Source organism: Faecalicatena orotica (assembly GCF_003149245.1).
Taxonomy (GTDB): Bacteria; Bacillota; Clostridia; order Lachnospirales; family Lachnospiraceae; genus Faecalicatena_A; species Faecalicatena_A orotica.
Map to the genome: position 1 here is coordinate 245,534 of NZ_QGDL01000009.1, position 19,283 is coordinate 264,816.

Genomic DNA, 19,283 nt, shown 5'->3' on the forward strand with positions numbered 1-19,283 from the left:
ATGGAGGAAACAAAACAGCATTTAGGGATCAGCCCGGAGACAGCAGAAATCAGGATACTTCTATTTTCTGGGACAACGGAGGGACGTCAGCTCGCAGAGTCACTGCGGGAACTTCCGGTTTATGTCTATGTCAGTACGGCTACGGAATATGGCCGTGAATGTACCGGTACCGGAGATAACATAGAGACAGCGGCCGGACGGATGGATGAGACGGCCATCCGCTGTTTTCTGGATGTACATAAGATTGATCTGGCGGTGGATGCAACACACCCCTTTGCAAGGGTGGTGACGGAGAATATACAAAACGCCTGTAAAGCAAACCGGACGGAATATATACGGTGTCTAAGGGAGAAGCAGAACATAGAGGCATTAGAAACAGACCATGTTATATTCAAAAAATCCGTTTCAGACGCCGTGGAATATTTAAAAGGGAAAGAGGGGAAGGTTCTGATAGCAACAGGGAGCAAGGAACTGAAGCTGTATACTGAAATTGATGATTATCAGGAGCGGTGTATTGCGCGGGTACTGTCGACCAGAGAGGCTGTAGAAGAAAGTACGGCACTTGGTTTCAAAGGCCGCAGTCTGATTGCCATGCAGGGACCGTTCAGCAAGGAACTAAACATAGCGATGCTCCGCTATACGGGGGCCAGATATTTCGTGACAAAAGAATCTGGGAAAGCAGGCGGTTTTCAGGAGAAGGCGGAAGCGGCAAAAGAAACGGGGGCCCGGCTGATCGTGATTACCCGTCCTGAAGAGTGTGGTACAAGCTCTGCTGAAACATTGCTTTATATCAGGCAGAAAATTAGAAAAAAGGGCACGTCCTGCTGATGCGGGCATGCCCTGTGCGATACTTATATTACCGGAACTGCTTGGGTGTCAGCCCGGTATATTTTTTAAATACCTTTGAAAAGTAACTCTGGTCTTCGAATCCGATCGCAATTGCAATATCAATGATAGAGAAGTCTGTATTGGATAGCAGCCTCTTGCTTTCCTCAATCCGGACCATATTCAGATATTCCTTGAATGAGGAACCGGTTGACTGTTTGAACATGGTCGAGAAGTAGGACGGGTGCAGATGTACATGCATGGCAACATCCTCCAGAGTGAGTGGTTCATTGAAATGCTTGGATATGTAGATCATGGCTTTCTTGATCAACTCACTGTTCTGGGACGGTATATAATTAAAAAGGCTTTCCGTAAATGATTCTACAATCTCCTGCAGCTTATAGCAGAGTGTTTCCATCGTATCGACAAGCTGTATGTTTTTCAGAAAATGATTATTAAGCTTCAGTATGTTGTCCGTCTGGGCACCACCTTCAATCGCAGCACGGGAAAGCAGGGAGCAGAGTTCGATTGCTCTGGCTTTCACGATTTCCAGGCTGTTTCCTTCGGAGAAAAGTACATATCCCAGCAGTTCATTCAGAATGGCATTGGCCTGCTTGACATCACCCAGCTTTACTTTACTGATTAATTCCTTTTCCTTTTCATAGGGATAGGAATTGGTACTGATATTTTCTTCCTTGTAACGCTGGATGGACTCATTAATCCGGGACTGTTGGAAAAGCTTCTGGTTATTTTGCTTCAGTTCTTCCTTACTGTCGTTGATCAGGTTGGCAAACATGTAGTAGAGAAGCCGGCTGATATGATTCACCTTGGCGGGTGTGGCCAGCGGGATGCTGGCAGTCTCATCGTACAGTTCCAGTGCTTCAGTAGTCGGAATATGATACTTCTTTGCAATATCAGAGATCAGTATCGAGTCCGCCGGATCCATTAAAAAGGGCCCTACGAGAATAGAACCGAGAAACGTTTTCTTGCTGATCAGCGGGAAAACGATATGGTTCAGTTCGGCGTGACAGGCGAATATATAAGGTTCACCAAGTGTTATGGCTTTCTTGCTTGCGGAAATATGCATCTTCTCACAAGAGTCGCCGCTGGGAAGATAATCCTGAAAGCAGCGGCAGAAATTTGCCATCTGTCCGCTCTCGGCAATAAACTCTCCATGCTCGTCAATGACCTGGATCGGCAGCTGCATGCAGGCGTAAAAAGTATCAGTCATGGCCTTCAGGGTTTCCTCCGGAACGATAGAGTACAATAAAGGTTTCAACATTATCCCTCCATTAATCTTTGGTTCTGTAAGTAGTTCCTATTTAGTTTATCACATTATAAACGAAAATGGGATAAAGCCTGCAAAAAATAAAAAGAAAATATTTGTACAAAGATTCTAAAATAATTACCAGAACAATAGTAGGAAAATAGATAGAATGAAATACAGAAACAGCCAGACGGCAAAAAGATAAGTTGGAGGGAATGAAGTTATGTCTATTATTCAGGAAATGTCAGAATTTCTTCAAAAAGGAAGAGCAAAAAATGTAAAAGCATTAGTACAGCAGGCTTTAGATGAAGGTGTTGATCCAAAGGAAATTTTGAACGAAGGTCTGTTATCTGGAATGATGATTATCGGGGCAAAGTTTAAGAACAACGAGGTGTTCGTACCTGAGGTTCTGGTTGCGGCGAGAGCTATGAATGCAGGATTATCTGTTCTTGAGCCAAAACTTGTTGAAGTTGGGAATGAGCCTGTAGGTAAAGCAGTTATCGGAACAGTTCAGGGAGATTTACATGATATTGGCAAGAACCTCGTAGTGATGATGCTCAAAGGGGCTGGATTCGAAATCTACGATCTTGGAGTTGATGTTGAGACATCCGTATTTATTGATAAAGCAGAAGAAGTCGGAGCAGACGTGATCTGTATGTCAGCGCTTCTTACAACAACTATGCCGAAGATGCAGGACTGTATAGACCAGTTGAATGAAAAAGGACTTCGCAGCAAGTTTATTGTAATGGTCGGCGGAGCTCCGGTAAACGACAGTTTTGCACAGCAGATCGGTGCAGATTTCTATACACCGGATGCAGCAACGGCAGCAGAAGTAGCAAAGAAAGCAGTTATGGACAGGAAGTAATTTCGAATCAGAACATAGAAAAACGATTGTAAAAATCAAGGAAACCGGTGTGAATCCGGTGCAGGCTTGCCCCTACTGTAAGCGGTGACGAAGAATAACAGCCATTGTCCTTTCAAAGGATGAGAAGGCATTCCAAGGATGAACCGTGAGCCAGGATACTTGTCATTGTCAGCAGCCGATCGTGGGTAGGAGATGGCCGCTGGTTATAATTGAATCAGGAAAATCAGCAGAAACTCTTTTATGGGAGTTTTTCTTTATATATAGAAATTGTAGCTGCCCGGAACTATGGACAGTTATCGGAAACTATTATAATTGTGTTAACTATAGAGAGGGCGGCAGGATGATAATTAAAGATTTTGACATCAAGATATGTAAAGAAAGTGTTTTGAATTTAATAGACTGTTATGAGGACAGTGAGATCTATGATGAGGTCCTGGAAGAATATGAGGAAATGCTGCCCGAAGCATATAAAAAAATAGAGCCGGCGGCTCTGCTTGCGTTTGGCAGTGTGGAGGAATTCCATCTGGCGGAGTATGAAGGAGAGAGTCAGGAGGCCTTGTTTAGCATTACATCGGTAGGCGGCGAAATCAGCCGGTGGGCAACCGGGCTGTTTGCACAAGGCAATTATCTGGGCGGGATGCTGGCCGATGCTATGGCGGACGATTATCTATTCCAGATGGACCATCTGCTTTCAGATACCATTATCAGGCTGTGCAGGGAGAGAAAGCGCGGTGTTATACGGCGTATGGAGGCTCCGCAGGACATCCCTATGTCGGCGCAGAAAAAAGCTCTGGAAGTAACAGACGGGGAAGCACTGGCAGGGATACATATCAAGGAAAGCTTCATGTATGACCCGGTAAAGACGACCTGCCAGATTTACCTTTTGGATGAAAATTCTGATAATTTCAAGATTGAACATGACTGCAGCAAATGTCCGAATTTAACGTGTAAGCTGAGGCATATCCCGGACTTCATGATGAAGGTTTCATCGGCAGGCGGCAGCGGCGGTTCCGAAGAGGTCGTTGTAACAATTACCGGGAAAAAGGACCAGACACTCATGGAAGTGCTCAAGGAGCATAATATATTCCTGAGTGCTGTATGTGCCGGACGTGGTACCTGTGGAAAATGCCGTATCAGGGTATTGGAAGGGGAAGTAAAGCCGTCAGCGGAGGACAGCCGGTTTTTCGATGAGGATGAGATCCGGGCGGGGTTCCGTCTTGCCTGCCGTGCCTATGCATCCGGGGACTGTACGATTACACTTGACTGTGGACAGGAGGAAGGATTTGCAGTCCTTACGGATTTCGGAGAAGAGGCAGGGCGCGGGAAAACCTTGCAGGCAGAGGACGGAAACGCTGGAGATTACGAGGGGGGCAGATTCGGGATTGCCACGGATATCGGTACGACAACGATTGCCATGCAGCTGGTCAATCTTACGAGTAAACGCGCAGTGAAGACTTATACGGCCATGAACCGTCAGCGCGCATATGGTGCAGACGTAATCAGCAGGATCGAGGCATCCACGAATGGTAAGGGAAACGAACTGAAGGAAAGCATTCAGGAAGACCTGATGTCCGGAATAAAAGATCTTACAGAAAACGGGAAGATCCTTCCGGAACGAATGGTAATCGGGGCCAATACTACGATGGTCCACCTGCTTATGGGATATCCATGTGAGACGCTCGGTGTCTTTCCCTTTACTCCGGTCAATCTGGAACAAATTACGACAGATGTAAAAGCACTTTGCGGGAAGTCAGCAAATGATTTTGACGGTAGTTTTGAAGTAAATATCTATCCGGGAATTTCAACCTATGTGGGCGGGGATATTACAGCGGGAATGTACGCCCTTAATTTCCAGAACAGGGAAAAAGTGTCCGTGCTGATTGACCTGGGAACGAACGGAGAGATGGCAGTCGGCAATAAAGATAAGATCTATGTGGCATCAACGGCGGCAGGGCCTGCATTCGAGGGCGGCAATATTACATGCGGTACGGGCAGCATCCCCGGTGCTGTCTGTAAAGTTGAAATCCATGACGGGAAGGCCGTGACAGAGACAATACAGGACAAGCCTATATCAGGAATCTGCGGCACGGGGGTTGTGGAGATCACATACGGGCTTTTAAAAGAAGAACTGATCGATGAGACCGGACTTCTGGACGAGGAGTATTTTGAGGACGGATTTTATCTGGGTGAAGATGCACAGGGGAGAACCATCGGTTTTTACCAGAAGGATGTAAGGGAGATCCAGCTTGCCAAGTCTGCTGTACGGGCGGGGCTGGAGACGTTAATCCTGAGATATGGAATCCCTTATGACGAAATTGAAACTGTCTATATAGCAGGCGGTTTCGGGTATCAGCTGGACATCAAAAAGGCGGTCGGCATCGGACTCCTCCCGAAAGAGTGTGAGGGAAAGATCGAGGCCGTGGGCAACAGCTGCCTGAAGGGGGCGATTGCAAAATTACTGGAACCGGATGCAGATGAAGTGATAGAAAAGATCAGAAGCGTCTCGAAAGAAATCAGATTGTCCAATGATAAGGACTTTAATGAATTTTATATGGATTACATGTTTTTTGAAGAGGACTAACATTCCTTTTAGAATATAAAAAGGATGGCCGGCAGCACGCGGGGCCATCTTTTTTATGGTAATCTTTACTAGTTTATAATCCCTCGGCCGCAGTTGCCCGGATTTCTATAATTCCTACAAAGTATCCTTAAAAAATTACAATACATAGGGGGAACAGCCGTTTACAATAATATATGCGTAGATATTTTTGCAATAGAGGCCGTTTTACGGCCCGGTCACGGATTGCATATTTTTATGAAGTGTGATAAAATTTTTAAGATTGAATTCTACATGTATAATCAGGCAGGGCTCAATCGGGTTGAACAGCTCTTGTTCAATTTACAAATCTTATTCGGGCCAGAGGCCCAATAAGCATAGTTCAGATCTGGCAGACAGTTTAAAAGTAAGCCGTTTTATTAAAACGGCAGGGGAAGCAGGTTGGAATCCTGCACAATACCCGTTGCTGTATTAGAGGAGCGGTATTCCATAAGGTCACTGTGGGGATTCTCATGGGAAGGCGGAATATCGTGATGATACTTGAGTCAGAACACCCGCTTTTAGAAAGATCTGGATGGTTACGGGGAGATGACCAGTTGTCCTTACGAATCTCTAACGATTTTGTGATGGACCTGGGCTATTTTCAGCAAATTCACAAAAAAGGAGAGAGAAAGACATGACAAAAAAAGAAAAAATCTTACTCAAAGCATCCATCGCGTTCGCCGTGATGTTTGCAGTCACACCGGCAGTCAATGCAATGCACATTATGGAAGGGTACCTTCCGGCAGGATACTGTATTGCATGGGGCGTTATTTGTGTCCCATTCTTAGCAGCCGGATTTATTTCCCTGAAGAAAAGAATGAAAGAGAACCGCAAATCCATCACACTGATCGCGATGGCAGGGGCGTTTATTTTCGTAATTTCATCCCTGAAGATTCCTTCTGTAACAGGAAGCTGTTCCCATATGACAGGAACCGGACTCGGAGCGATCCTTTTTGGACCTGCGGCTGTTAGTATACTTGGAATTATCGTACTTTTATTTCAGGCAATCCTGCTTGCACATGGCGGCCTTACATCACTGGGAGCCAATACATTCTCAATGGCTATTGCAGGACCGCTTCTGTCATTTGGAATATATAAGCTGTGTATGAAATGCAAGGTAAATAAAAAGGTTACCGTATTTCTGGCTGCATGTTTAGGCGATCTGTTTACATATTGTGTGACAAGTATCCAGCTTGCACTTGCGTATCCGTCAGAATCCGGCGGTGTCGCTGCTTCAGCAGTGAAATTCCTCGGTGTGTTTGCACCTACACAGATTCCGCTGGCGGTCATCGAAGGTATCCTCACCGTTATTATCGTAATGGCGCTTGAGTCTTATGCAAAACCGGAACTGAAGGCAATCGGATTTATGAAGGAGGCAAAGTAAGATGAGTAAGAATGCAAAAACAGTTATCATTTTATTAATTATCGCGGCATTGATCGCGTTTGTTCCCCTGTTTGCGTTAAAGGGGGCCGAGTTCGGCGGCTCTGACGATGCGGGAAGCGTTGTAGTGGAAGAACTGCAGGGCGGTGAATATACTCCCTGGTTTACTCCGATTCTGGAAACTGCTTTGGGCGGAGAAATTCCGGGAGAAGTAGAAAGCCTTATCTTCTGTCTCCAGACAGGAATCGGTGTCGGCGTGATTGCATTTGTAATGGGACGCTTTGTCGAGCGCAGGAAATGGCAGAAAAGCGAAGAATAAAGAAAAATAACGAAACTGCGCCGGAGAGGAGCAAGATATGATTGTAGTGGATAAGCTTTGTTATCGTTCGAAGCTTAGGCTTGTGAATGCAGGGGAGAAATTCATATTTTCTGTCATGACACTTTTATTCTGCATCATCAGCCGCTCTCTTTTAATAGCGGGAATCGCTTTTTGGGTAAATGGGTTCCTGACGGTAAAAAAGGGCGGGATTTCATTTGGACGATACATACGTCTGCTGGCTGTACCATTTACATTTCTTATACTGAGTACTCTTGCGATTATCGTAAACTTTTCTAAGGTCCCACTGGATGCATATGCGGTGCCAGTGGGCACCTTTTTTATCACAGGAAGCAAAGCATCTCTGGCATTCGCCATCCAGCTGATAGCAACTGCTATGGCAAGTGTATCCTGTCTGTACTTTTTATCCTTAAATACAACAATGACAGATATTCTCGATGTATTAGGCAAAATGCACTGTCCGGAGATGATGATTGAACTAATGATGCTGATCTACAGGTTCATCTTCGTGCTGATGGAAACAGCTTCCGCCATCATGGTTTCACAGAAGTCCAGACTGGGCAATAAAAATCTGAAAACATCTGTGAAGTCATTCGGGCATATGGGGGCAGGACTCTTTATCAGAGCACTCAGACGGTCTAATTTTTTGTATGATGCGATGGAGTCCAGATGCTATAACGGAAAAATAAAGGTGCTTAGTGTACAGCATCCTGTGAAGAAAAAGGAGGCGGTGGGAATCCTGCTCTTTGAGCTTCTGCTGCTCGGTCTTACGATATGGAGGAAACTGGTATGAGTATAGGTACAGAGGATATTATAATAGAAGTAAAAGATGTTCACTATGCCTACGAGGAGGATGGACCGCATTCATTAAACGGTGTCAGCCTCCGGATTAAGAGAGGGCAGAAAGTCGCCTTCATGGGTGCAAATGGATGCGGTAAATCCACACTGTTTTTATGCTGTAATGGCATCTACAGGCCGGACAGTGGAACGATTCTGTTTAATGGGAAACCTGTTGACTATTCCAAAAAGGGGCTGCTTGACTTAAGGAGCAAGGTAGGGATTGTCTTCCAGGACCCGGATAACCAGTTATTTTCGGCGAGTGTTTATCAGGAAATCTCTTTTGGACCTCTGAATCTGGGGCTGCCGGAGGATGAAGTGAGAAAGGATATCGAGCAGGTGATTGAATATCTGGAGATTACGCCTTTTTGTGACCGTCCGGCACATGCCCTGAGCGGGGGACAAAAGAAGCAGGTTTCGATCGCTGACATCCTTGTTATGCATCCCGATGTGATTATTCTGGATGAACCGGCGGCTGCCCTGGATGCGAAACATACGAAGATGGTGAACCAGATAGTGGACAGGCTGGCAGATGAAGGAATCACGATACTAATGGCTACCCATGATATTGATTATGCCCTGTCATGGGCGGATGAGATTGTCCTGATGCACGAAGGGAAAGTTCTGCTTCAGGCGGATCCGGTCACGGTATGTACGAATCAGGAGGCTCTTGAGATGACGAATCAGGAAGAACCTGCTGTTTTGAAATTATTTGACAAACTGGTAAAAAAGGGGGTTCTCAAGGAGAACCTCCGGCCGCCTGTCAGCATGGGACAGTTAGAACAATATATAGAACATGGAGTTTAAAGCAGCGAACCTGCATAAAAGGAGACGGATATGGAGAGAACGGCAGAGACGAAGAAAGCGATACTGGCTGTAAGCTTTGGAAGCAGTCATATGGATACTCTGGAAAAGAATATAGACAAGATCGAACAGCAGTTTGCAGAGACATTTCCGGATTACCGGGTGTACCGTGCATTTACAAGCCAGATGATTCTGAAGAAGCTGAAAAAGACAGAGAATCTGCATTTTAATACGGTGAAAGAGGCAATGGAGCAGATGGAGGCCGAGGGCATTGAGAATGTGATCGTGCAGCCGACGCATATCATTAACGGGATTGAAAATGACAGGATGATGTGTGATGTGATGGAATACACAGATAAGTTCCGAAAGATCCGTGTCGGAAAGCCCCTGCTCACCAGTGTGGATGATTATAAGAAGGCAATCCATGCAGTGATGTCAGAAGTAGATCTGGAAGACGGCGAGGTTCTTGTATTCATGGGGCACGGGACGGACCACCATGCAAATTCAGCATATCCGACGCTGGAGTACACGTTTCATTCCTTAGGCTACAGTCAGGTTCTGGTGGGAACCGTGGAAGGGTTTCCGGACTTAAAAAATGTGATGACAAAACTGGAAATATCCGGTGCAAAGAAGGTCATGCTGATGCCGTTCATGCTTGTGGCAGGAGATCATGCGAAGAATGACATGGCGGGAGAAGAAGATTCATGGAAGACGGAGCTTGAAGAAGCCGGCTATGAGGTGAAGGCGGTCATCAAAGGATTAGGAGAGATGAGGGGGATCCGCAATATTTATATAGAACACATCGAAGCAGTTATGTAAAGGAGCATCCTTATGACAGAAAAAGATCTGAACAGGTACCAGTCGGAAGAAAAACAGGGGGCGTTGATCTGGAAAAACCAGAAACAGCTCCGCTCAGGTTATACGACCGGCAGCTGTGCGGCTGCCGCGGCGAAGGCAGCGGCACATATGCTGCTTACGGGAGAGACGATCTGGCAGGTTTCCCTTCTGACTCCCAAGGGTGTTTTGCTCTATCTGGATGTGGAGGATATACAAATCGGTCAGGATGCGGTCAGTTGTGCGGTCCGTAAGGACAGCGGGGATGACCCGGATGTGACGGACGGTATCCTTATCTATACAAAAGTCAGCAGATGCCCGGGGACAGAGCTGCATCTGGACGGCGGCGAGGGAGTCGGCCGGGTGACAAAGAAGGGACTGGAGCAGAAGATCGGGGATGCAGCAATAAATAAAGTTCCCCGCAGAATGATCCTTCAGGCGGTGGATTCCCAGAGAGAGGAGTCTGGCAGCACAGGCGGGCTCGAAATTGTGGTCTCCATCCCAAAAGGGAAAGAACTTGCCCGGAAAACCTTTAATCCCCGTCTCGGGATTGAAGGAGGCATCTCAGTTCTCGGAACGAGCGGAATCGTGGAACCAATGAGTGAGCAGGCGCTGACAGCTACGATTCATCTGGAGATGAAGATGCTCAAAGAGAACGGTTATGACTGGTGTTACGTCGTACCCGGCAACTATGGCAGTGACTTCCTGACACAGACGCTGAAGTTTAATGGGGAATTGTCTGTGAAGTGCAGTAATTATATCGGGGATACCATCGATTATGCGGTCAGTCTTGGAATGAAAGGGATTCTCCTCATCGGACATATCGGGAAGCTTGTAAAGCTGGCGGCAGGGGTGATGAATACCCATTCCAGACAGGCAGACTGCCGGATGGAGGTATTTGCGGCACATGCCGCCCTGCATGGGGCATCACAGGAAATAACAGGCAGGCTGATGGGAAGCCTGACGACGACGGAGGCCGTGGACCTTCTGAAGCAGGAAGGAATGCTGGATGTTGTTATGCGGAGTATCCTTGAGAAGGCTGAGTACCACTTAAAGCACCGTGCAGGAGAGAAATTGAAGATCGGGGCGGTCGTATTTTCTATGGAGGAAGGGATTTTAGGAAGTACATCCGGCACCCGGGAATTACTGGAACAGATACAGCGGCTTAAACCGTGATCAGTTACCCAACAGATACATAAAGGAGAGAACATAAGATGGACGGTATATTTTACGGAGTAGGCGTAGGGCCCGGAGACCCGGAGCTTCTTACTTTAAAAGCAGTGAAAGCGATACAGGAAAGTGAGGTCATTGCGGTGGCAGTGTCTTCCCCGGACTTCCGGGAACCTGTATATGAGGAGGCGGGAACGGTAAGCCGGTTCCCCCTTCTGCTGGAAAAATGTGTGGCGTGGCAGATTGTACTGCCCGCAGTTCCAGAGATGGAATACAAAGCCAGACTCTTTCTGCCTATGCCGATGATGAAGGAAAAAGAGGTATTAAAGGAGATCCATGACAGGTGTGCTTCAGTGACGGAAGATTTGCTCAGAACCGGGAAGGATGTCGCTTTTATTACACTGGGAGACCCGACCGTATATTCTACATGTCTGTATGTACATAAGCGGTTAAAGAAACGTGGAATGAAGACTGCACTGATCCCCGGAATCCCGTCTTTCTGCGCGGCAGCGGCAAGGATGGACATGGGACTGGCGGAGAACCGCGAGGAACTGCATATTATCCCTGCCTCCTACGGAGTCGAGGAAAGCCTTGATCTGAAAGGGACCAAAGTACTGATGAAGGCAGGAAAGAAAATGCCGTATGTGAAGCAGGTAGTCAGGGAAAAGGGACTGGAAGCGGAAATGGTGGAAAACTGCGGGATGAGCCAGGAACATATTTACAGGCAGGTGGAAGAAATACCGGATGATGCCGGGTACTATTCGCTCGTGATCATTAAAGATAAGGGGGAAAAGAGATGATTTTATTTGTAGGGGCAGGCTCTGGAGCTGAAGATCTGATCACGGTCAGGGGGTACCGCTATCTTCAGGAAGCGGATATCATTGTATATGCAGGTTCGCTCGTAAATCCGGGCCTTCTGAAGGTGAAAAAGGAAGGCTGTGAGGTTTATAACAGCGCGAAAATGACCTTGGAAGAGGTTCTGGAAGTAATGATAAAAGGGGAGAGGGAAGGCAGGAGCGTCGTCCGTCTCCACACCGGGGATCCCTGCCTGTACGGGGCAATCCGTGAGCAGATGGATGCACTGGATGCAGAAGGAATTTCTTATGAATACTGTCCGGGAGTCAGTTCTTTCTGCGGCGCGGCGTCAGCGCTTAAGGCAGAATACACTCTTCCAGATGTGTCACAGTCCGTGGTCATCACAAGAATGGCTGGGAGGACGCCCGTGCCGGAACGGGAATCCATCCGCAGCTTCGCGGCTCATCAGGCAACAATGGTCATTTTCTTAAGCACGGGAATGCTGAAGAAGCTTCAGGAGGAACTGATGGCAGGCGGATATGCGAAAGATACGCCGGCGGCGATTGTCTATAAGGCAACCTGGCCGGACGAGAAAGTACTAAGGTGTACAGTAGACAGCCTTGCGAAAACAGCAGAAAAGGAAAACATCACGAAGACTGCCCTGATTGTTGTCGGAAAGGTGCTGGATGGGGAGTATGACCGGTCCAGACTGTATGACCCGTCGTTTACCACAGAATTTCGTCAGGCATCAGAGGGAGGAAAAGACAATGGGTAAGATTTATGTTGTAGGTTTGGGTCCGGGTGCGGACATGCAGATGACGATGGAGGCAAAAGCCGCCGTAAAGCAGTGCGGGATCATCGTGGGTTACACGGTCTATGTGGATCTGGTAAAAGAAGAATACCCGGACAAGGTGTTTCTGACAACGCCCATGACGCAGGAAGTGAAACGCTGCCAGATGGCTTTTGAGGAGGCTCAAAAAGGGCAGGATGTGGCCATGATCTGCAGTGGGGATGCGGGAATATACGGGATGGCAGGGCTGATGCTTGAGGTCGGGAAGGAGTATCCTGAAATCGAGGTCGAAATCGTCCCCGGAATTACTGCGGCAAACGGTGGCGCGGCCGTGCTGGGCGCCCCGTTGATGCATGATTTTGCGGTGATCAGTTTAAGCGACCTTCTCACCCCCTGGGAGAAGATCGAAAAGCGGGTGAAGGCGGCGGCAATGGCTGATTTTGTCATCTGCCTGTACAATCCATCCAGCAGGAAACGGAAGGACTATCTGAAAAAAGCCTGTGAGATGATGCTGGAATATAAATCCGGGGACACAGTCTGCGGAACGGTGCGCAACATCGGCCGGGATGGTGAAGAATCACAGATCATGACACTTAGCCGCCTGAAAGACACGGAGGTGGATATGTTTACGACTGTATTCATCGGAAACGAACAGACGATAGAAATTAATGGGAAAATGGTAACACCGAGAGGATATCGGAATGTGTAAGAAAGACCAGACAATTTACCTGATTGGCATTGGCATGGGTGCACAGGATTCCCTTACAGGGGAGGCCCTTAGGCTACTTGGTGACTGTGGCTGTGTGATCGGTGCCAGAAGGATGACTGAGGCCCTGAAAGGCTTGGGAAAACCGGTGTTTCATGCCTATCTGCCGGATGAGATCCGCGGATATATTGAGGCACACAGAAAATATAAAAAGATCGCGGTGGCGCTGTCCGGAGACCCCGGTTTCTACAGCGGGGCAAAAAAGCTGGAAGCCGAATTGGAAGGATATGAGGTCATACGCGTGCCGGGAATCTCTTCCGTCGTTTATCTCGCGTCCCGGCTCCATACTTCATGGGAAGATGCCGCCCTTGTAAGCGCCCACGGCAGAATACAGAATTACATTCACGCAGTGGCACACAATGAGAAAACCTTTCTTCTGCTGGGCGGTGAAACCTGCGGGGCTGCACTGTGTGAAAAACTTCGTTACTACGGTCTGGAGGATGTGGACTGCTGGATCGGGAGACGGCTATCCTATGAGGATGAATGTATCATACATAAAAAGGGAAGCAGTCTTTCCCCGGAGGACTGTTCCGGGCTGGATGTGGCACTCATTCTCAATGCACATCCGTGCAGGCGGACCTTCTGCCATGTGGAGGATGAGGAATTCATACGCGGCAAAGTACCTATGACAAAATCCGAGGTGCGCGCGGTTAGTATGGCAAAGCTCCAGCTCCATGAGGATGCAGTGGTTTACGATATCGGCGCCGGGACTGGTTCGGTTGCGGTGGAGGCCGCGATGCAGTCAGGGACGGTCCGGGTCTATGCCATTGAGAAGAATCCGGAAGGGGCGCTTCTGATCGAGGAAAATAAAAAGAAGTTCAGGACGGACTGGGTGACGGTTGTGGAAGGCACGGCCCCGGAGGCACTTCTGAATCTGGAAGCACCTACCCATGTGTTCATTGGAGGGAGTTCGGGAAACCTGAAGGACATTCTGAAGACGGTGAAGCGTAAGAACCCGGAGGTACGGATTGTCCTGAATGCGATCTCTCTGGAAACAGTGAAGGAAGCAATCGAGGCTGTGGAGGAAGGCATTCTGAAGGAACCTGAGATCGTGCAGATTGCGGCATCCAGATCGAGAAAACTTGGCGCATATCATATGATGACCGGTTTGAATCCGGTATATATCATTACGGAAGGGAAGGCATAGCAATGAAAGGTTCTCAGTTTATGATCGCAGCGGCATCCAGCGGAAGCGGCAAGACTGTGATCTCCTGTGCTCTGATGGCGGCTTTTTTACAGAAGGGCATGAAGACTGCCGCATGTAAATGCGGGCCGGATTATATCGATCCCATGTTCCACAGGGAGGTGCTTGGAATTGAGTCAGAAAATCTGGATCTTTTCTTCTGCGAACCAGAAGTGCTAAAACCGCTTTTTCTGGAACATACCCGCGGTGCGGAAGTGACCGTAATTGAGGGAGTGATGGGATATTATGACGGGATGGCCCTGGACTCGGACCAGGCCAGTTCTTTCCATGTGGCCGGTACACTCGGTATTCCGGTGGTCCTGGTAGTGCCCTGCAGGGGGATGGCACTTTCGGTTCTGCCCATGATTCTGGGAATGCTCCAGTTTCGTGAGGAAAGCCACATTCAGGGGATCTTATTGAACCGCATTTCCGGAATGCTGTATCCGAAGATGAAGGCCATGATTGAGGCCGGACTCAAGGAAAAGGGATATCAGATCCCGGTCGTCGGTTATGTGCCTGAGGATGAAGTGTTTGGGCTGGAAAGCAGACATCTCGGACTGGTCACACCGAAGGAGGTTCTTGGAATCCGTGAACGCCTTATGCGGGCAGGAGAAATCTTAAGTGGCACGGTGGATCTGGAGCAGCTGCTGGAAATCGGAAGAAACGAAGGTAATGCAGATACAGAAGCAGCGGGGCAGGCAAGGGAAGTTCAGACGGGTAAAAAAGCCCGGATAGGCATCGCCCGTGATGAAGCATTCTGTTTCTATTATAAGGATAATCTGGAACTGTTAAAAAATGCGGGCTGCGAACTGATTCCCTTTAGTCCGCTCCATGACAGCCGGCTGCCGGAAGGGCTGCAGGGAATGATCATCGGAGGCGGTTACCCGGAGCTTTATACAGAAACACTTTCTGCAAACGGTGAGATGTGTACGGCAGTCAGAGAAGCAGTCGAAGAGGGAATGCCGTGTCTGGCAGAATGCGGCGGATTTATGTATCTACATGAGGAAATGGAAGGAAAAGACGGAGTCTTTCGTTCTGTGGCCGGTGTCATAGAAGGTCGGGCAGTAAAAAAAGACAGGCTGGTCCGATTTGGTTATATTGACCTTCAGGCACAGAAAGACGGAATCTATTTCAAAAAGGGAGAGCGGCTGAGAGGACATGAATTCCATTACTGGGACAGTACCGATAACGGTACAGACTGTCTGGCGGTGAAGCCGGACAAAAAACGTTTCTGGGAGTGTATCCATATGGAGGGCAGCCTGTTTGCAGGATATCCCCATATTCATTTCTACTCCAATCCCGTTTTTGCAGAACGGTTTATCGAAAACTGCAGAAAATTTCAATCAGAATAGGAAGGTATGAAAAGCGATGGCACAGGTGACAGAAATTCCGGAAAAGATCACTCCGGAGGAATTGAAAATGATGATTGAGCCCGCCGATCAGGCAAGTGTCGAGGCTGCGAAGAGAAGATGGATGTCCGTGGCAAAGCCTCTGTTCAGTCTGGGGAAATTGGAGGATGCCGTGATCCGCATGGCGGGGATGAAGCGGACAGCAGAGTATGATCTGGAGAAAAAGGGCCTGATTATCATGTGTGCGGATAACGGCGTCGTGGAAGAGGGTGTGACACAGACAGGGCAGGAGGTTACGGCGATTGTGGCTGATAACTTTACAAAGAAAGCAGCCAGTGTTGCAATCATGAGCGAAATCGCGGGAGCCGATCTGTTCCCGGTCGATATCGGGATGGCGGTGGATGTGCCGTCCGTGACAAAGACATCTCAAAAGATTGCTTATGGAACAAAGAATCTGGCAAAGGAACCTGCGATGACAAGGGAAGAAGCATGGAACGCCATACTGGTCGGAATCCGCATGGCCGGTGACCTGAAGGCGCAGGGATATGATATTCTCGCAACCGGTGAGATGGGCATTGGAAATACCACGTCAAGCAGCGCCGTGGCCGCTGTACTCCTGAACCGGCCGGTCGAGGAAGTTACCGGAAAAGGGGCAGGCTTAAGCAGTGAAGGGCTGGAAAAGAAGATTGGTGCAATCAAGCGGGGGATCAGTCTTCATAAGCCGGATCCAGATGACGCTCTGGATGTGCTGGCAAAGGTAGGCGGACTGGATATCGCGGGACTGGCCGGGGTATTCTTAGGCGGTGCACTGTATCATGTACCAGTCGTGATCGACGGTTTTATTTCAGCGGTATCTGCCCTGACTGCCCTTCGCATGGTTCCGGCTGCAGGAGATTACATGATGCCTTCCCATGTATCCAAAGAGCCGGCCGGCCAGATGCTTCTGGACGCGCTGGGTATATCCCCGTTTCTGACCTGTGATATGTGTCTGGGTGAGGGCAGCGGTGCCGTAGCAGTCTTTCCACTTCTGGAGATGGGACTTTCAGTTTACCGCAGGATGAGCACCTTTGAAGAGACAAAGATTGAAAAGTATGAAGTTTTGAAGTAACCGGGGGACGAGGAGGGAATATCATGTATCTGCTTGAATCATGTGCTGTGGCGATGTCGATGTATTCGAAAATACCGATGCCGAGAGTGGAATGGAATGAAAAGAATATGAAGTATGCGATGTGTTTTTTTCCTGTCATCGGTGCAGTGATTGGCATACTGGAAGTCCTTCTGGGCAGTCTGCTTTTGAAAAGCGGTGCCGGGAAACTGTTCTTCGCGGCGGCAATGACGCTGCTGCCTGTGCTGGTCACGGGCGGGATTCATCTGGACGGTTTTATGGATACGATGGATGCTGTCAGTTCCTACGGGGACCGGGAGAAAAAACTTGCGATCCTGAAAGACTCAAATTCCGGTGCCTTCGCAATCTTAGGACTGGGCTGTTACTTTCTGTGGAGCGTGGCTGTGTGGAGCGAGGTGACACTGGACATGCTGCCCGTGATCGGGTGCGGGTATGTTCTGTCCCGCTCTTTCAGCGGATTCTCCATCGTAACCTTCCAGGCCGCCAGAAACTCTGGGCTTGCGAAGACTTTTCAGGACGGGGCCAAGAGGAAGAACGTCAGGATTACGATGATTATTTACCTTTTTGTTTTCTCAGGGCTGGTCCTGTGGCTGAACTGGGTTCTCGGACTTGCTTCCCTTGCGGCTGCTGCGGTGGTCTTTCTATATTACAGGCGGCTGTGCAACAGGCAGTTTGGCGGAGTTACCGGGGATCTGGCGGGGTATTTCCTCCAGCTCTGTGAACTGGCGGTGCTGACCGGAATTGTACTGGCGGGGAGGCTGTTATGAAGGTAGTTATGATACGGCACTTCCAGACGCCGGGAAATCTGGAACGAAGATATGTAGGCCGGACAGACGAGCCCCTGCTCGAAGGGGAAGGGCTTATCAGGATGGCAGAAGAGAAACGAAACCTCATTCAGGCATTGGGAAAGCTTGATTGTGTGATTGCCAGTCCGATGAAACGCTGTATCCAGACCGCAAATCTGCTCTTTCCGGGAGAAGAGCCGCTGCTCTGTGAAAAGATGCGGGAATGTGACTTCGGGCTGTTCGAGGGGAAGAACTACGAGGAACTCAAAGACCTTCCCGTCTATCAGGAATGGCTGGATTCCCGCGGGACGATACCTTTCCCGGAAGGGGAGAGCCACGAAGCGTTCAAGGCCCGGTGCGTGGAAGGATTCGAGGAAATGGCGGCAGAGCTGGTCGAAAAAGGCTGTGAGACGGCGGCTATGGTCGTCCACGGGGGAACGATTATGGCCGTGCTGTCCCGGTTTGACCGGGGAGACAGTGAGTTTTATGACTGGCAGGCCGAAAACGGCGGCGGGTATGTGATTTCTCTGGATGAGGCGGCATGGGGCAGAGGACAAAAAGAATTCAGGGAGATAGAACGGTTATGATGGCATTGTTAGCCTGTGGGACAGGATTTATATTAGATTTTCTATTTGGAGACCCGGTATGGCTGTATCATCCGATCCGGCTGATTGGTGCACTGATTGCATTTTTGGAAAAACAATTCCGGAGAATCTGTAAAGATCAAAAGAATGCACAGTTTGTGGCCGGGGGGCTCTTGGGGATCCTCGTCGTGCTCGTTTCTGTAGTGGTTCCGTGTCTTTTCCTGTATGCAGCGGGACGTGTACACCCGGTACTTCGATTCCTGCTGGAAAGCTTCTGGTGCTGGCAGCTTTTGGCGGCGAAGGGACTGAAGCAGGAGAGCATGAAGGTATATGCAGAAGTCAAAAAAGGAGACCTTCCCGGAGCCAGAAAGGCTGTTTCCATGATCGTGGGAAGGGATACACAGTGTCTGGATGAGGCCGGTGTCGTGAAGGCGGCCGTAGAGACTGTTGCGGAAAATACTTCAGACGGGGTGACGGCGCCGCTTCTGTTTATGATGATCGGAGGCGCCCCCTTAGGATTCTTTTACAAGGCAGTCAATACAATGGACTCCATGATCGGCTATAAGGATGAAAAGTATCTGTATCTGGGACGATGCGCGGCAAAGATGGACGATGTGCTCAATTATATCCCGGCCCGTCTGTCCGCTTTTCTGATGATTGCGGCAGCGTGGGTGCTGAAGATGGACGCACGCGGCGCGTGGCGCATCTATCTGCGGGACCGGAGAAAACATGCCAGCCCGAATTCGGCGCAGACAGAGGCAGTCTGTGCGGGGGCACTTCAGATCCGGCTCGCCGGGGATGCGTGGTATTTCGGGAAGCTGTATAAAAAAGATTACATCGGTGATGACATCCGGCCCGTTGAGGCGGAAGATATTCCGAGGGCGGACAGGCTGATGTATGGGACGGCAGTACTGACATTCCTGCTGTTCGGGATGGTAAAACTGGTGTTCATCTTGTAATGGTTCCTTTTTTGGAACAGCTGTTTG

General features: G+C 48.9%; 19 protein-coding genes and 2 riboswitches. Of the genes, 18 read left to right on the forward strand and 1 reads right to left on the reverse strand.

The window, feature by feature from the left end:
* The gene (gene cobK, locus A8806_RS15695) at positions 1-828 is read left to right on the forward strand and encodes a precorrin-6A reductase (protein WP_109732143.1); all 828 of its coding nucleotides are present in this window, start codon (positions 1-3) and stop codon (positions 826-828) included.
* A gap of 28 nt (positions 829-856) precedes the next feature.
* Here the strand turns inward: cobK and A8806_RS15700 are convergent, their stop codons facing one another.
* Positions 857-2,107, reverse strand: coding sequence for a PocR ligand-binding domain-containing protein (locus A8806_RS15700; RefSeq protein WP_242996124.1), 1,251 nt, complete (start codon positions 2,105-2,107; stop codon positions 857-859).
* A 208-nt stretch (positions 2,108-2,315) separates the two neighbouring features.
* Between A8806_RS15700 and A8806_RS15705 the strand changes: the two genes are divergently transcribed.
* The 17 genes from A8806_RS15705 (at position 2,316) to cbiB (ending at position 19,256) form a co-directional block, all read left to right on the forward strand.
* A complete protein-coding gene (locus A8806_RS15705) occupies positions 2,316-2,957 on the forward strand; it encodes a corrinoid protein (protein ID WP_109732144.1) in 642 nt (213 codons plus the stop codon).
* Positions 2,951-3,138: riboswitch (cobalamin riboswitch) on the forward strand. It overlaps the preceding gene by 7 nt.
* A gap of 159 nt (positions 3,139-3,297) precedes the next feature.
* Positions 3,298-5,538 carry an ASKHA domain-containing protein gene (locus A8806_RS15710; RefSeq protein ID WP_242996125.1) on the forward strand — a complete coding sequence of 747 codons (2,241 nt, stop codon included), beginning with the start codon at positions 3,298-3,300 and terminating at the stop codon, positions 5,536-5,538.
* A 363-nt stretch (positions 5,539-5,901) separates the two neighbouring features.
* Positions 5,902-6,090: riboswitch (cobalamin riboswitch) on the forward strand.
* Between the two features lie 100 nt (positions 6,091-6,190).
* The gene (locus A8806_RS15715) at positions 6,191-6,940 is read left to right on the forward strand and encodes an energy-coupling factor ABC transporter permease (protein ID WP_109732145.1); all 750 of its coding nucleotides are present in this window, start codon (positions 6,191-6,193) and stop codon (positions 6,938-6,940) included.
* Position 6,941: 1 nt separating this feature from the next.
* Positions 6,942-7,256, forward strand: coding sequence for an energy-coupling factor ABC transporter substrate-binding protein (locus A8806_RS15720; RefSeq protein ID WP_109732146.1), 315 nt, complete (start codon positions 6,942-6,944; stop codon positions 7,254-7,256).
* A gap of 37 nt (positions 7,257-7,293) precedes the next feature.
* A complete protein-coding gene (gene cbiQ / locus A8806_RS15725; protein ID WP_109732147.1) occupies positions 7,294-8,067 on the forward strand; it encodes a cobalt ECF transporter T component CbiQ in 774 nt (257 codons plus the stop codon).
* A complete protein-coding gene (locus A8806_RS15730) occupies positions 8,064-8,918 on the forward strand; it encodes an energy-coupling factor ABC transporter ATP-binding protein (protein ID WP_109732148.1) in 855 nt (284 codons plus the stop codon). Before cbiQ ends, A8806_RS15730 begins: the two co-directional genes overlap by 4 nt.
* Before the next feature lie 30 nt (positions 8,919-8,948).
* Positions 8,949-9,734 (forward strand): sirohydrochlorin cobaltochelatase, encoded by a 786-nt coding sequence (locus A8806_RS15735; protein WP_109732149.1) that lies wholly within the window; start codon positions 8,949-8,951, stop codon positions 9,732-9,734.
* A gap of 12 nt (positions 9,735-9,746) precedes the next feature.
* The gene (gene cbiD, locus A8806_RS15740) at positions 9,747-10,925 is read left to right on the forward strand and encodes a cobalt-precorrin-5B (C(1))-methyltransferase CbiD (RefSeq protein ID WP_109732150.1); all 1,179 of its coding nucleotides are present in this window, start codon (positions 9,747-9,749) and stop codon (positions 10,923-10,925) included.
* Between the two features lie 38 nt (positions 10,926-10,963).
* Complete coding sequence (locus A8806_RS15745; protein WP_109732151.1) at positions 10,964-11,719, forward strand: precorrin-2 C(20)-methyltransferase; 756 nt, start codon at positions 10,964-10,966, stop codon at positions 11,717-11,719.
* Complete coding sequence (cobM, locus tag A8806_RS15750; RefSeq protein WP_109732152.1) at positions 11,716-12,489, forward strand: precorrin-4 C(11)-methyltransferase; 774 nt, start codon at positions 11,716-11,718, stop codon at positions 12,487-12,489. Before A8806_RS15745 ends, cobM begins: the two co-directional genes overlap by 4 nt.
* The gene (cobJ, locus tag A8806_RS15755) at positions 12,482-13,213 is read left to right on the forward strand and encodes a precorrin-3B C(17)-methyltransferase (protein WP_109732153.1); all 732 of its coding nucleotides are present in this window, start codon (positions 12,482-12,484) and stop codon (positions 13,211-13,213) included. The genes cobM and cobJ overlap by 8 nt, the downstream gene beginning before the upstream one ends.
* Positions 13,206-14,417, forward strand: a complete 1,212-nt coding sequence (gene cbiT, locus A8806_RS15760; protein WP_109732154.1) for a precorrin-6Y C5,15-methyltransferase (decarboxylating) subunit CbiT — start codon at positions 13,206-13,208, stop codon at positions 14,415-14,417. Before cobJ ends, cbiT begins: the two co-directional genes overlap by 8 nt.
* Before the next feature lie 2 nt (positions 14,418-14,419).
* The gene (locus tag A8806_RS15765) at positions 14,420-15,805 is read left to right on the forward strand and encodes a cobyrinate a,c-diamide synthase (protein ID WP_109732155.1); all 1,386 of its coding nucleotides are present in this window, start codon (positions 14,420-14,422) and stop codon (positions 15,803-15,805) included.
* Positions 15,806-15,821: 16 nt separating this feature from the next.
* Positions 15,822-16,910: a nicotinate-nucleotide--dimethylbenzimidazole phosphoribosyltransferase gene (gene cobT / locus A8806_RS15770; RefSeq protein ID WP_181368753.1), complete on the forward strand. Its 1,089-nt coding sequence runs from the start codon at positions 15,822-15,824 to the stop codon at positions 16,908-16,910.
* A 23-nt stretch (positions 16,911-16,933) separates the two neighbouring features.
* The gene (locus A8806_RS15775; RefSeq protein ID WP_109732156.1) at positions 16,934-17,695 is read left to right on the forward strand and encodes an adenosylcobinamide-GDP ribazoletransferase; all 762 of its coding nucleotides are present in this window, start codon (positions 16,934-16,936) and stop codon (positions 17,693-17,695) included.
* Positions 17,692-18,300: a histidine phosphatase family protein gene (locus A8806_RS15780; RefSeq protein ID WP_109732157.1), complete on the forward strand. Its 609-nt coding sequence runs from the start codon at positions 17,692-17,694 to the stop codon at positions 18,298-18,300. The genes A8806_RS15775 and A8806_RS15780 overlap by 4 nt, the downstream gene beginning before the upstream one ends.
* The gene (gene cbiB / locus A8806_RS15785) at positions 18,297-19,256 is read left to right on the forward strand and encodes an adenosylcobinamide-phosphate synthase CbiB (RefSeq protein ID WP_109732158.1); all 960 of its coding nucleotides are present in this window, start codon (positions 18,297-18,299) and stop codon (positions 19,254-19,256) included. Before A8806_RS15780 ends, cbiB begins: the two co-directional genes overlap by 4 nt.
* Positions 19,257-19,283: the final 27 nt, after the last annotated feature.

Coding starts and splice junctions, on each gene's coding strand:
- A8806_RS15730 (WP_109732148.1), top strand. CDS start 8,064: ATGAGTATAGGTACAGAGGATATTATAATAGAAGTAAAAGATGTTCAC.
- cbiD (WP_109732150.1), top strand. CDS start 9,747: ATGACAGAAAAAGATCTGAACAGGTACCAGTCGGAAGAAAAACAGGGG.
- A8806_RS15705 (WP_109732144.1), top strand. CDS start 2,316: ATGTCTATTATTCAGGAAATGTCAGAATTTCTTCAAAAAGGAAGAGCA.
- A8806_RS15720 (WP_109732146.1), top strand. CDS start 6,942: ATGAGTAAGAATGCAAAAACAGTTATCATTTTATTAATTATCGCGGCA.
- cobM (WP_109732152.1), top strand. CDS start 11,716: ATGATTTTATTTGTAGGGGCAGGCTCTGGAGCTGAAGATCTGATCACG.
- cbiQ (WP_109732147.1), top strand. CDS start 7,294: ATGATTGTAGTGGATAAGCTTTGTTATCGTTCGAAGCTTAGGCTTGTG.
- A8806_RS15715 (WP_109732145.1), top strand. CDS start 6,191: ATGACAAAAAAAGAAAAAATCTTACTCAAAGCATCCATCGCGTTCGCC.
- cobK (WP_109732143.1), top strand. CDS start 1: ATGGAGGAAACAAAACAGCATTTAGGGATCAGCCCGGAGACAGCAGAA.
- A8806_RS15775 (WP_109732156.1), top strand. CDS start 16,934: ATGTATCTGCTTGAATCATGTGCTGTGGCGATGTCGATGTATTCGAAA.
- A8806_RS15780 (WP_109732157.1), top strand. CDS start 17,692: ATGAAGGTAGTTATGATACGGCACTTCCAGACGCCGGGAAATCTGGAA.
- cbiT (WP_109732154.1), top strand. CDS start 13,206: ATGTGTAAGAAAGACCAGACAATTTACCTGATTGGCATTGGCATGGGT.
- A8806_RS15765 (WP_109732155.1), top strand. CDS start 14,420: ATGAAAGGTTCTCAGTTTATGATCGCAGCGGCATCCAGCGGAAGCGGC.
- A8806_RS15710 (WP_242996125.1), top strand. CDS start 3,298: ATGATAATTAAAGATTTTGACATCAAGATATGTAAAGAAAGTGTTTTG.
- A8806_RS15700 (WP_242996124.1), bottom strand. CDS start 2,107: ATGTTGAAACCTTTATTGTACTCTATCGTTCCGGAGGAAACCCTGAAG.
- cobT (WP_181368753.1), top strand. CDS start 15,822: ATGGCACAGGTGACAGAAATTCCGGAAAAGATCACTCCGGAGGAATTG.
- A8806_RS15745 (WP_109732151.1), top strand. CDS start 10,964: ATGGACGGTATATTTTACGGAGTAGGCGTAGGGCCCGGAGACCCGGAG.
- A8806_RS15735 (WP_109732149.1), top strand. CDS start 8,949: ATGGAGAGAACGGCAGAGACGAAGAAAGCGATACTGGCTGTAAGCTTT.
- cobJ (WP_109732153.1), top strand. CDS start 12,482: ATGGGTAAGATTTATGTTGTAGGTTTGGGTCCGGGTGCGGACATGCAG.
- cbiB (WP_109732158.1), top strand. CDS start 18,297: ATGATGGCATTGTTAGCCTGTGGGACAGGATTTATATTAGATTTTCTA.